Annotated in this window: 10 protein-coding genes; 9 read left to right on the top strand and 1 reads right to left on the bottom strand. The window is 57.8% G+C overall.

Annotated features, from left to right (window positions below):
- Positions 1–51: 51 nt before the first annotated feature.
- The 9 genes from AC2FGB_RS04780 to glmM all read left to right on the top strand — a co-directional run bounded on the left by AC2FGB_RS04780 (position 52) and on the right by glmM (position 12,363).
- Positions 52–579, top strand: a complete 528-nt coding sequence (locus tag AC2FGB_RS04780) for a DUF6446 family protein (protein WP_271946400.1) — start codon at positions 52–54, stop codon at positions 577–579.
- Positions 576–1,778 (top strand): sodium/glutamate symporter, encoded by a 1,203-nt coding sequence (gltS, locus tag AC2FGB_RS04775; protein ID WP_496687541.1) that lies wholly within the window; start codon positions 576–578, stop codon positions 1,776–1,778. Before AC2FGB_RS04780 ends, gltS begins: the two co-directional genes overlap by 4 nt.
- Before the next feature lie 9 nt (positions 1,779–1,787).
- Positions 1,788–4,097, top strand: a complete 2,310-nt coding sequence (gene glyS / locus AC2FGB_RS04770) for a glycine--tRNA ligase subunit beta (RefSeq protein WP_496693306.1) — start codon at positions 1,788–1,790, stop codon at positions 4,095–4,097.
- A gap of 36 nt (positions 4,098–4,133) precedes the next feature.
- A complete protein-coding gene (locus AC2FGB_RS04765) occupies positions 4,134–6,695 on the top strand; it encodes a putative PEP-binding protein (RefSeq protein ID WP_496693305.1) in 2,562 nt (853 codons plus the stop codon).
- A 153-nt stretch (positions 6,696–6,848) separates the two neighbouring features.
- Complete coding sequence (locus AC2FGB_RS04760; protein ID WP_246097141.1) at positions 6,849–7,523, top strand: cell wall hydrolase; 675 nt, start codon at positions 6,849–6,851, stop codon at positions 7,521–7,523.
- 116 nt (positions 7,524–7,639) lie between these two features.
- Positions 7,640–8,968: a multicopper oxidase family protein gene (locus AC2FGB_RS04755; protein ID WP_496693304.1), complete on the top strand. Its 1,329-nt coding sequence runs from the start codon at positions 7,640–7,642 to the stop codon at positions 8,966–8,968.
- A gap of 100 nt (positions 8,969–9,068) precedes the next feature.
- The gene (locus AC2FGB_RS04750) at positions 9,069–9,989 is read left to right on the top strand and encodes a dihydroneopterin aldolase (RefSeq protein WP_496693303.1); all 921 of its coding nucleotides are present in this window, start codon (positions 9,069–9,071) and stop codon (positions 9,987–9,989) included.
- Positions 9,986–10,984, top strand: coding sequence for a dihydropteroate synthase (folP, locus tag AC2FGB_RS04745; RefSeq protein ID WP_496693302.1), 999 nt, complete (start codon positions 9,986–9,988; stop codon positions 10,982–10,984). Before AC2FGB_RS04750 ends, folP begins: the two co-directional genes overlap by 4 nt.
- 35 nt (positions 10,985–11,019) lie before the next feature.
- Positions 11,020–12,363, top strand: a complete 1,344-nt coding sequence (gene glmM, locus AC2FGB_RS04740; protein WP_142634511.1) for a phosphoglucosamine mutase — start codon at positions 11,020–11,022, stop codon at positions 12,361–12,363.
- Here glmM and AC2FGB_RS04735 read toward each other — a convergent pair.
- Positions 12,360–13,268: a DMT family transporter gene (locus AC2FGB_RS04735; protein WP_496693301.1), complete on the bottom strand. Its 909-nt coding sequence runs from the start codon at positions 13,266–13,268 to the stop codon at positions 12,360–12,362. The two genes, glmM and AC2FGB_RS04735, sit on opposite strands and share 4 nt — an antisense overlap.
- Between the last annotated feature and the right edge of the window lie 65 nt (positions 13,269–13,333).

The following is a 13,333-nucleotide window of genomic DNA, read 5'->3' as shown; positions in this document are numbered from 1 at the left end:
GCCCATTTTCGACCTCAATGAAAGAGGCCACGTGAATAGGATGCTCGAACGATGACCGGAAAACTACTTGCTATTCTCCTTCTTGGGTCGGCTGTTCTGGCTGGTGGGGCCATGTACTATCTGCAAGTTTACGGCTTTTATTATGAAGTGGTCTCAAAGCCGGGACAGGATGTCCGTTTGCTAGCAATCGGCGCAGATGAGCCCGAGACCATCGCCTATACGGACTTTCAGGCGATTGATGCGGACAGCTCTCCGATTCGATACCGCGCCTGCTTTGAAACTGACCTGACGCCAGCAGATCTGGCTGGTTATCAGACCGCCAATGACCCCGAACCGTTGACGGCGCCCGGATGGTTTGAGTGCTACGATGCCATAATGATTGCCAACGCGTTGCAGACCGGTCAGGCGCAGGCCTTTATCGGGGCTAAGAATATACACTTTGGCGTGGACCGGATCGTCGCTGTAACCCAGGATGGAAAAGGCTATGTTTGGCACGCGCTGAACAACTGCGGGGAAAAGGCCTATGACGGCACGGTCGTCGGAGAGGAATGCCCGCAGCAACCGGAAACGGGGCAATGACTTATCTCATCCCGGATATGATCGCCGCCACGTTGGGTCTGGCTGTCTATCTTTTGGGGGCGGAGTTGAACACGCAGGTGAAACTGCTTCAGCGCTTCAACATACCCGAACCGGTCAGCGGCGGGTTGGTCGCAGCGCTGGTGATGTTGGGATTATACATGGCCACAGGCATCTCATTCGATTTTGAGATGGCCACGCGGGATTACATGCTGGTGCTGTTTTTTGCGGCAATCGGCCTGAATGCCCGGTTCCTGGATCTGCTTACCGGCGGCAAACCTCTGTTCTTGCTGTTGGTTCTGACACTGATCACCATCATCATGCAAAACGGCATTGGTGCCGTCGGGGCAGTTGCATTTGGCTTTCCTGCCCAGTCCGGAGTGTTATTCGGATCAGCTGCCCTGATCGGAGGGCATGGAACCGCCATCGCGTGGGCGCCGGACGTTGGCGCCGTAACTGGGTTGGAAGGCGCGACCGAGTTGGGGGTCGCAGTGGCGACATTGGGCCTGGTGTTGGCCGCGGTGGTTGGTGGTCCCGTGGCCAAGTATCTTGTCGAACGCTATAATCTGACCCCCGACCGCCCCAACGAAGAACTGACAGTTGGTGTGGCAACCGAAGAACAGCGTTATCCCGATATTACGCCGCTTGGTCTGATGCGGGTCATGCTGTACCTCCATCTTGCCATTATCGTTGGCTACGGTGTGAATGTTCTGATCGCAGAGGCCGGCCTGAAACTTCCCCTGTTTGTACCTTGTCTGATCATTGCCATTTTGATCGGCAACCTGCGCAGTTGGTTGCGGCCAAATGCAGTTCCCGTCAGCCGCACATCCGCGCTTGGGCTGGTTTCAGAGCTTGCGTTGGGTACCTTTCTGGCCATGTCGCTGATGAGCCTGCAGTTGTGGACGATTGCGGAACTTGGTGTGACCATTTTGGTCGTACTGGCGGCACAAACCGCCTTTACGGTCATCTTCGTTATCTACGTGTTGTTTCCGGTGATGGGGTCGGGATATCGCGCCGCGGTTCTGGCCGCAGGCTTCGGTGGGTTTGCGCTGGGCGCGACCCCCACCGCCATCGCCAATATGACCGCCGTAACCAAGCGATATGGCCCGTCCCCTATTGCCTTTATCGTACTGCCCCTTGTATCCGCATTCTTTGTGGATATCGCCAATGCCATCGTCATCCAGACGATCGTCAATTTCTAAGGACTGACTATGCCCGACCTGCTGATCGAACTGTTTTCCGAGGAAATCCCTGCACGCATGCAAACCCGTGCCGGTGAAGACCTGAAAAAGCGGATCACCGATGGTTTGGTCGAGGCCGGTCTGACCTATGCCGGGGCCGCCTCACTGACCACGCCCCGTCGTCTGACTTTGGTGGTCGAAGGCTTGCTGGCCGAAAGCCCGTCCATCCGCGAAGAACGCAAGGGTCCGAAAGTGGGCGCACCGGATCAGGCCATCGAAGGCTTCCTGCGCGGCGCCGGTGTAACCCGTGATCAGCTTGAAGAGCGCGAAACGCCCAAAGGCACGGTGTATTTCGCGATGATCGAAAAGCCCGGGCGACCGGCGACTGATATCGTGGCCGAAGTGCTTGAGGCGACCATACGCAATTTCCCCTGGCCCAAGTCGATGCGCTGGGGCAGTGGGTCGATGCGCTGGGTGCGTCCGCTGCATTCGATCCTGTGCATCCTCAATGATGAGACCGGAGCGCAGGTCGTGCCTCTTGAGGTCGAAGGGATCAAATCCGGCGACACAACCGAGGGTCACCGCTTTATGGCCCCGAACCAGTTTTCTGTAACATCGTTCGAGGATTACGCCGCCAAGCTGAAACGCGCTTTTGTTGTGCTGTCACCTGAGGAACGCGCCGAACACATCTGGAACGACGCGCAGAACATGGCTTTTGCCGCCGGTCTGGAAGTGGTCGACGACAAGGGTCTGCTGGCCGAGGTGGCCGGGCTGGTCGAATGGCCCGTGGTGCTGATGGGGCAGATTGATCAGGAGTTTCTGGAACTGCCGCCCGAGGTGCTGCAGACTTCGATGAAGGAACACCAGAAGTTTTTTTCTGTGAAGAACTCTAAAACCGGCCGGATTGAACGCTTTATCACCGTCGCCAACCGCGAAACCGCCGACAATGGCGCGACCATTCTGGCGGGCAACCAAAAGGTGCTGTCGGCCCGTCTGGCGGATGCCAAGTTCTTTTGGGAGAACGACCTGCGCGTTGCTAAGTCGGATATGACCCAATGGACCCGTGCGCTGGAGAACGTGACCTTCCACAACAAGCTGGGCACACAGGCCGAACGGATCGACCGCATCGCAGCACTTGCCCGCGAACTGGCCCCAGTGGTCGGAGCAGATGCGGATCAGGCTGAGAAAGCCGCGCGTCTGGCCAAGGCCGATCTGAGCTCGGAAATGGTCTATGAATTCCCCGAACTTCAGGGGCTTATGGGGCGGTACTATATTGAGGCTGCAGGCGAAGACGCCGCCGTGGCCGCCGTGGCGCAAGAGCACTACTCGCCGCTGGGCCCGTCAGACGACGTGCCAACCGCACCGCTTTCGGTGACCGTGGCGCTAGCCGACAAGCTAGACACGCTGACCGGGTTCTGGGCGATTGATGAATTGCCGACTGGTTCTAAAGACCCATACGCACTCCGGCGTGCAGCACTCGGTGTCGTTCGACTTATTTTTGAGAACGAACTCCACGAAGAACTTGGCCGAACCCTGCAAAGTTCGTTCTTTGGGCGGATCGACCAAAAGCTCGAAGTTGAGAAGCTAGAATTGTTGCAGGAGATGAATGCTACCAAAGATCGATATGAGGATATGCTCGAACTCATATCCAGCATTAATCCAACTGCCAAAAACGTCTTACAGGAATGGATAAATGCTCTGGTCGAAGTGGAGGAAGAAAAGTCAATTAGTGATGATCGAATTGCAGATGCGGTTGAAACATTCATTGCTAAGAGGGCTCATGCAGAGTGGTATCCAATTAGGGACAGGATACTTCCAGACCTCCTCTCCTTCTTCCACGACCGCCTCAAGGTCTTCCTCCGCGACGAGGGCATCCGCCACGACATCATCGACGCCTGTATCGCTATGGACGGCAATGACGACCTCAACCTGCTGGTCAAACGCGCTCGCGCGCTGAACGCGGTGATTGCGACCGAGGATGGCGAAAACCTCGTGCAGGGGTTCAAGCGGGCCAACAACATCCTGTCTCAGGCGGAAGAGAAGGATGGGGTGGAATACTCCTATGGTGCGGATGTGAAGTTTGCCGAAACAGACAGCGAGAAAGCACTGTTTGCAGCATTGGATCAGGCTCAGGCACAGATCGGCACAGCGCTGGCGTCCGAAGATTTCCCGGCCGCGATGACGGCTATGTCCGCGCTGCGCGGGCCGGTAGATGCGTTCTTTGAGGATGTGCAGGTCAATACCGACAATGACATCCTGCGCCGCAACCGCCTGAACCTGCTCAGCCAGATCAGGAAGGTCTGTTCCAGCGTGGCCGATCTGGCCCGAATCGAAGGTTAACGCTCTTGCGCCATCGGCGCAGGGGCCTATGCTGCGGTGAAACCAAAAGGTGCCGCAGTGCAGAATAACCCGCATACCACTCTGATCACAGCCGAAGCGCCCGTAGCGGCGAATACTCATGGCGGGCGCGCGAAATGCCTGCAGCGCCTGGTTCGGCTGGATTTTCCCGTACCACGAACGGTTGCATTGTCCTTTGATGCAGTGCAGCGGATCGCCGGCGGGCAGGTGCCCGACATTGCGGCCATTCTCGAACAGTTCGACGAGGCGGCGCTGCTATGTGTTCGTCCAAGTTCCGAGGACCCCGATTGGGGCGGGCCTGGGGCAATCCTCAACATCGGTATGAATGATGCGCGCTATGTGGATCTGTCAGACGAGATGGGGAACGAGGCCGCGGCTGCACTGTCGCTGCGCTTTGTTCAAAGCTATGCCATTCATGTGGCGCGTCTGGATGCGGATGTGTTTGACGACATCGATGCCGATGGGCTGGAAGGTCTGCGCCAGTCGTTGCGGGCCTATGAGGATGAGACCGACGAGCCTTTCCCACAGGATCGTGGTGAGCAGTTGGTTGCGGTTCTGCGTTCGATGGCGCGGGCATGGGATGGAACCTCAGCCCGGCTGTTACGCCAGGCAAAAGGTGCGCCAGCGGATGCAGGTCTGGGCCTGGTCATTCAAGAGATGGTCCCGGGTGTGGGGCAGGGCGAATGCGGGTCCGGCGTTCTGCAACTGATTGATCCGACAACAGGGCTGCAGCAGATAACCGGTCGTTACCTCAGCCAAAGCCAGGGTCGCGATGCGTTGGGCGAGGGGGTCGCGGCGCTGTATCTGGAAAAGGATCCGCGTGGTAAGTCGCTTGAGGAAGTTGCGCCCAAGGCATTCGCGGAACTCAAGGCACATGCTGCAATCATGCGCGAAAAGCTGCGTGAGGAAATGCAGGTCGAATTCGTCATCGAAAATGGGCACGTTCACATTCTGGACGGTGTGCGCGTGCAGCGCAGTGCCCGTGCCGCCATGCGGATTGCCGTTCGGTTGGCCGAGGATGGCATCATTCCTCAGCAAGAGGCGGTGATGCGGGTCGATCCGCATTCTCTGAACGAGTTGCTGCACCGGCAGGTTCACCCCGACGCGCGCCGCGATGTGCTGACCACAGGCATTGCAGCCAGTCCAGGGGCGGCAACCGGAAAGCTTGTGTTTACTGCGGCCGAGGCGCAGGCCAGTGCCGCGCGGGGCGAGCCCTGTATTCTGGTGCGCCGAGAGACGTCCCCGGAAGATGTCCGGGGAATGCACGCCGCAGTGGCTGTTCTGACCGAAAAGGGTGGGATGACCAGCCATGCGGCCGTGATCGGTCGCGGCTTGGGCCTGCCTTGCATCGTTGGCGCCTCTGAAATGCGGTTTCAGACCAAAGAGAAGATGTTGACAGCCCAGGATGGCCGCGTTTTCAAAACGGGCGACAAGCTGACGATCGACGGAACTTCGGGGCAGGTTCTGGCGGGGCAGCCCGCGATGCTTGAGGCGGCGCTAGACGATTGTTTTCAGACGCTTATGAGCTGGGCAGACGCTGAACGTGATATTGAGATCCGCGCCAATGCCGATACGCCCGCGGATGCGCAGACCGCTCGGAACTTTTCGGCGCAAGGCATCGGCCTGTGCCGGACAGAGCATATGTTCTTTGATCCCGGCCGCCTGATCGTGATGCGCGAAATGATCTTTGCCCAAACCTCTTCCGGTCGCGCGGCGGTTCTGGAACGTCTGCTTCCGATGCAACGCGCAGATTTCGTGCAACTTTTTCGAATTATGGAAGGTCAACCGGTCTGTATCCGCCTGTTCGATCCGCCGTTGCATGAGTTCCTGCCCACGACTCGCAGTGGCCAGCGTGAATTAGCAGAGGCACTTGATCTGCCGGTTTCGGATGTGGAACGCCGTGTCGCCGAGATGACCGAATACAATCCGATGTTGGGATTGCGCGGCGTCAGGCTGGGCATCACGGTGCCGGAAATCTATGATATGCAGGCCCGAGCAATCTTTGAGGCGACGCTTGAGGCCAGCGAAGAGGGCGCTCTGGTGGTCCCCGAGGTGATGATACCGCTGGTTTCGGCCAAGCGCGAGGTTGAGCTTGTCAAATCTCGGATAGACACGGTTGCGGCGTCGGTAGCTGCTGAACGAGGGCAAGAGTTCGAATATCGGCTGGGGGTCATGGTGGAAACGCCGCGTGCCTGCCTGCGGGCGGACGAAATCGCTCCACAAACTGCGTTCCTTAGCTTCGGCACCAATGATTTGACCCAAATGACCTACGGATTGTCTCGTGATGACGCTGGTCGCTTCATGTCTGCTTATGTGCGTCAGGGTGTTTTCGCCGAGGATCCGTTCCACGTGCTAGATCCCGATGGTGTAGGGGAATTGCTGAAGCTGGGGTCTGAACGCGGACGCCGGGTTCAACCGGACGTGACCCTGTCGGTCTGTGGCGAACATGGCGGAAACCCCGAATCAATCGCAATTTGTCGGGATTTGGGGTTCGACTATGTGTCATGTTCACCCTTCCGGGTACCTGTCGCTCGGCTGGCTGCCGCTCAACTAGCGATTTCGTCCAGACTTGGGGGTTGACAGTAACTGCCGACCCAAGGATTAGTGGGAAAAGAAGGTAGCCGTCGTCAACTTATTTTGACGTTACGGCGATTTTTCACTTGCATCTTCTTCTGATCTGGACGTTTCCGATTCAATTCGGTATGAGCCTCATCGCGCCCGCCGGGGGAGGGTATGGCGCAGAATGTGCCTGTGCGAGGTTATCTGATGCTAAGATATATTCTGGCTGTTGCCGTTATGGCGACAACCATGCTGCCTAGTGTGTCCTTCGCTGAGAGGGAAGCAACCGATACTGCGAAACGTGAGCTGGTCGCCCGTAGCGAACTGCCCGGTCAGAATTTTCGCGATTATCTGAATTTGTTCAAGCCCCGACAGGAGCCTGAGTCGAAAGAAGTGTCCTACTCCAAGAGCTGGTTGGACGAGCAACCCACCGCCACCGGAGGTGAACAGTTCAAGTGCCTGGCCGAGGCGTTGTACTTTGAAGCGCGCGGCGAAGGTGTGCGCGGTCAGTTTGCTGTGGCGGAGGTTATCCTCAACCGTGTTGCCAGCAGCCGCTTTCCCGACACGCTGTGTGGTGTGATCAATCAGGGCACAGGTAAGAAATACCAGTGCCAGTTCACCTATACCTGTGACGGTCAAGAGGAAGTGATCCGTGAAAAGAAGGCCTATGAGCGTGTGGCAAAAGTTGCGCGTACAGCCATCGACGGGGATGCCAAAAAGCTGACCGAAGGGGCTACGCATTATCACACGACCGCAGTGCGCCCGTCTTGGGCCAAGGTCTACAAGGAAACTGCGCGTATCGGTGTTCATATTTTCTACCGTCACAACTATCAGACGGCGAGCAACTGATTGACGCACCCGCGCTGGAACCCTACTGGCGCGGGACGAAAATCGGTTTAGATTGCGGGCCAAGGAGGTCCGTATTGTTGTTATCACGCAGACAGATATTGCAATCCGGTACAGCAATGTTGCTGTTGCCCAAGGCAGTGCATGCCGCAATAGATGATTTGGTTGCCCAGATCGTCTCCCGACAGCTGGCCCCTGACGGGTACCCCGAGACCTCGGTTTGGTCCTTTGGTGGAAATGTGCCCGGTTCAGAAATTCGCCTGCGCAAAGGGCAAAACGTCCGGCGCAGATTGGTAAACGATTTGCCCCAACCCGCTACGATCCACTGGCATGGCATTCGGATTGTCAATGCAATGGACGGAGTTCCGGGTCTGACGCAGGACGCTGTTCAGCCAGGCCACAGTTTTACCTATGACTTTGTGGTCCCGGATGCGGGAACATATTGGTATCATGCCCATAACCGATCCATGGAGCAGGTTGCGCGTGGCCTCTACGGCCCATTGATTGTCGAAGAAGATAGTCTGCCTGATGTGGATCAGGATTTGACCCTTGTCCTGGACGACTGGCGATTGACCCCGGAAACCGGGCAGATCGTCGAAGATTTTGATAACCAGCACGACCTCAGCCACGCCGGGCGTTTGGGTAATCTCGTCACAGTTAATGGCCAGTTTGATCCAGAATATGCAGTGGCGCGCGGTGCGCGCCTGAGGCTGCGGCTGATCAATGCGGCAAATGCCAGGATATTCGATCTGGGGCTGGATGGTCTGACAGGTTGGATCGTCGCTTTGGATGGAATGCCTCTGGTTGACCCATTGCCGGTTTCCGGGAACGTCCCGCTTGCACCTGCTCAGCGGATGGATCTGATCGTGGATGTGCAAAGTGATGAGGGTCAGATTGCCGGGCTTGTAAGTCAAGAACGCGGTGACAGCTTCGGTCTGGTTCGGCTTGCGGTGGCCGGTCAGGCAGCGGCAAACAGGACTGGAATCCGCCCTTTGCCAGCAAATGAGATGCCTAAGGTTCGGCTGGACGACGCACCGATCCATCGCATGACGCTGCAAGGCGGGGCCATGCGCTGGCTGGATTCCGCCAATTTGGGCGAGACCGAGCTATCAGGCCGTGAATTGGCCCAACTCGGGAGGTTTTGGGCATTGAATGGCTATTCTGATCGACCGGATGAGCCGTTTCTGGATGCACGATTGGGAAGTGCTCATCAGATTGAGTTTGTCAATGAAACGGCGTTTCCCCACGCTATGCACCTGCATGGGCACCATTTCCGCATCATCCTGGATGACGGCACGCTGGGCCCCTGGCGCGACACAATACTGATAGGGCGGGGTCAGACCCGTAAAATCGCGCTGATTGCTGACAATCCAGGCGACTGGTTGTTACACTGCCATATGCTGGGTCATTCAGCATCGGGAATGATGAGCTGGTTTCGCGTCAGCTGACGCCGCATTCGAAGACTGGAATGGCGCTTGTTGCAGTGTTATAGGGCCTGCAATGTGTAAATAGGTCCGAAAAGTCCACCAAGCCCAAAGGGTCAACCGCATGAGTTCTGAAATCCGTCTTGCCTTTGCGCACCCCTCCGAGCGGTCCGAAGCGACAGCCACGCGGGGACCTCTGGATCGCATTTCTCTGCGGGACCATATTGTCGAGGTCGAAATTGGCGCTTTTCAGGCCGAGCGCGGAACGACGCAACGCATTTGCTTTAATATCGTTGTCGAAGTGCGCCCTTTGACCGATCCGATTGACGATGATGTTGATCGCATTTTGTCATATGATCGTGTGACCGAGGCTATCGCCTTTGAACTGTCAGCCGAGCGGTTGAACCTGCTGGAAACTCTGGCAGATCGGATTGCGGAAAGAATTTTGCTTGAGCCTCAGGCCGTAAGAGCTTTTGTCAGAATAGAAAAACTGGACCGAGGACCCGGCGCTTTGGGCGTCGAGATCGTGCGCGGTAAAGATGCAACTCACCACGATCTGGTCGAGGAAGAGCGTCCGCACCCGCGTTTGGCCTTCCTGTCAAACGAAGCAATCGCTTCGGACAATCTGACCGGTTGGATCGACCAGTTGGAGAACCGGAAACGTCCCTTGATCCTATGCGTTGGGGCGGCGGATATGGCCGTTTCACAAACGGGGCACGCCATGACACAACGCCGGATCGACCTTTTAGCCATCGAGCAAAACGCCTGGGTATTGGCCGCGCGTGACCTGCGCTGTGTCGTCGTTTCCACGCGGACTGAGTTGGATTGGGCCATGAAGAACGGGCAGATTTGCGTCTGGGCGCCGTCCAAGATCGTGCTTGATGCAGTGGACGGCCCGTCGGCTGCGCCCTCGGATGCGGTCGCTCTGGCGGCGTGGTTTGCCGCGACATTCGAAGCGAGCGAGCTGATGGTATTCGGAGGCGCCTTGCCGGACTCACCCCAGACTCCGCTGCGCGCTGTGCCGGTGGATCAGGCGAATCTGTGACTGCTTACTACCGACCCCTGGTTCAGCATGGTGAGGCGCGCCCTGAAGGGGCGGTGACCTTAGCCGGTCAGACGCTGTGGTTCACCCATGTCGAACGCCTCAGCCGGACTGAAGCCGCGTGCATCATCCCGGCTGCGCAGGTTCCCGGCGATGTGCTGGATCGGCTGACACGTCCACGGGCCGCTATTTCTGGCGTTGCGATGGATCGGCCCCAGATCATGGGCATCCTCAATGCCACGCCGGACAGTTTCTCGGATGGCGGGGTGCATAACTCGGTCGAGGCGGCACAGGCTGCGGCGCGGGACATGGTCGCGCAGGACGCCAGTATTCTTGATATCGGAGGCGAGTCGACACGCCCCGGCGCAAGTTTTGTTCCTGAAGACGAGGAAATCGCCCGTACCGAACCGCTGATCAAAGCGATCAGATCGGCCACCGATGCGCTGATTTCCATAGACACCCGCAAAGCCGCCGTCGCCAAAGCCGCCTGGAAAGCCGGGGCAGGGCTGATCAATGACGTCTCGGGCTTTACCTTCGACCCGGACCTTGCGCCGTTCTGTGCCCAGGTTGGGGCCCCTGTCTGCGTGATGCACATGCAGGGCGATCCCGGTTCGATGCAGGACGACCCGACTTACGACAGTGTTTTGCTGGATGTTTATGACTTCCTACATGGGCAGGTTGGTTTTCTTGAAGACCTCGGCATGAGCCGGGACCAGATCATTATCGACCCGGGCATAGGATTTGGCAAAACCGAAAAGCACAATCTTATCCTTCTGCAGAATCTCAGCCTGTTTCACTGTTTGGGGTGTCCGATCCTGCTGGGCGTATCCCGAAAGGGGTTTATCGGGCAGATAGGCAAAGAGCCCCGCAAAGACGCGCGTGCGCCGGGATCCATCGCCGTGGGGCTGGCCGGATTGGCACAGGGTGTGCAGATCCTGCGTGTTCATGACGTCGCTGAAACCGCTCAGGCCTTGCGTCTATGGGCCGCCGTCCGGTAATCCGGTCGCAAGCAAGAATTTACGGAGAGATACCAATGCGCAAGCTGTTCGGAACCGATGGGGTGCGTGGCACCGCCAATACGCATCCGATCACGGCTGAGATGGCCCTGCGCATAGGGGCCGCGGTTGGGCGGTACTTCCGACGTGACCAATCCGGCGTGCACCGTGTTGTTATTGGCAAGGATACGCGCCTGTCTGGGTATATGCTGGAAAACGCGCTGACGGCGGGGCTAACCTCGACCGGGATGAATGTTTTGCTGCTGGGACCAGTTCCAACGCCGGCTGTCGGCCTGATGACGCGGTCAATGCGCGCCGATCTGGGCGTGATGATCTCGGCCAGTCACAACCCCGCCGAAGACAACGGGATCAAGTTTTTCGGGCCTGATGGCTTCAAACTGTCGGATCAGGCGGAAATTGAAATCGAACGGCTGATCGAAGAAGGGGTTAAGCCTGCGCAGGCCCAAAATATCGGTCGGGCCCGCCGGGTAGACGATGCGCGGTTTCGCTATGGCGAGCGGGTGAAATCTTCGCTATCCCGCGATCTTAGGCTGGACGGTTTGAAAGTGGTGGTGGATTGCGCCAATGGCGCCGCGCACCGTACTGCGCCCGAAGTTTTGTGGGAACTTGGGGCCGAGGTCATTCCTGTAGGCACCTCTCCTAACGGTAAGAATATCAACCTGAATTGCGGTTCGACCAAACCTCAGCTAGCAGCTGAAACGGTGGTGGCGCACGGGGCCGATGTGGGGATCTGCCTGGATGGTGATGCCGATCGGGTTGTGATCGTGGATGAGCACGGACACGTGGCCGACGGCGATCAGTTGATGGCGTTGTTAGCGACCTCTTGGGCCAAGGCCGACCGCTTGCGCGGCGGCGCTTTGGTCGCGACAGTCATGTCCAACCTTGGTCTCGAACGCCATCTCGGTTCGCAGGGGCTCAGGCTTGAACGAACGGCCGTAGGCGACCGCTATGTAGTCGAGCGGATGCGTGAAGGAGATTTCAACCTGGGTGGTGAACAATCTGGCCACATCGTCATGAGCGATTATGCCACCACAGGCGATGGCCTCATGGCGGGCCTGCATTTCCTGGCTGAAATGGTACATTCCGGGCGCAACGCATCCGAACTGTCGGTTCAGTTCGAAACAGTACCGCAACTGTTGAAGAACGTGCGCTATGGCGAGGGGCAGGCCCCGCTGGAAACAGTTGGTGTGAAAGCCGCAATCTCGGATGCCGAAGAGCGTCTGAAAGGAAAAGGCCGATTACTGATCCGTAAATCCGGCACTGAACCTCTGATCCGCGTCATGGCGGAGTGTGAAGATGATCAGCTGTTGGCCAAAGTCGTTGACAGTATCGTTGCTGAGGTCGCGGCGGTTGCAGGCTAGCGACCGGCCAGCATTCTGCGCAGGCTGAACCACTGGCTGATCGCTAGCCCGGTCAGGATCATCGCCAGAGCAACGTAAAACCGTATCGGCAATGCCTCGGACAGAACCCACGCGCCAAACACCATCGACCATATCGGAACTTGGTAGTTGACCAGCGTCAGAAAAACAGACCCGGCGCTGCGAATAATCGAGACGCGCAGCAACGTGGCAAAGGCGGTTGGAACAAGGCCCAATGCGATTATGGCGAGGCTAGGCCGTGCGCCATGCCAATTTGGCACCCCTTCGGTTACCAGCATGATGGGCAACAAGATCGCCGCGCCGACCAGCAAAGTGAGCGCAGCCAGAACAACCGGATCGACCGGAGGGCATCTGCGCGTGAATATAGAAGCGCAGGAATAGCACAGTGCGGCACCAATACAGGCCAGCTGTGCCAGTGGTTCCGCACCTTTACCAAGCTGTGCGAGGCCAGGGCCAATCAGAACCAGCGCGCCTGCAAATCCAAGTGATACGCCAACAAAACGCCGCGCGTTGAGGGGCTCATCCGAAAAGAAATGTGCCAGTGGCAACACCATCAACGGGATGGCCGCCATCGACAGGCCCGCAAAGGCGGACGGAACATATTGCTGGCCCCAGCTGAGAAGCAAAAAAGGTAGGGCCGTCGACAGAATGCCGATCACGATGATTGAGGGCCAAAGGCCCCGCGTGGTTGTTGGCAATTTGCGACCCGTCGCCCCCATCAGCAGTATAAGGGTCAGCGCGCCCAGAGTCGTGCGCGCTGTTGCTACTGTGACGGGCCCGTACCCTTCGAGCGCGATGGCGACGACCATAAATGTGCCGCCCCAGATGAAGCCAAGTACAGCGACCATAAGCCAGTTTTTGTTGGTGATTTCAGAGGGTTCGCTCATGGTATTGCCTGCTTCGTCACAATTAGCTGCGAGTGTGGTGTTGTAGGAGTATTGGAAAAAGAATT

The organism is Ruegeria sp. CDSC021 (assembly GCF_059610845.1).
Note: the sequence above shows the minus strand (reverse complement) of the source record. Positions and strands in the feature narration are given on the sequence as shown.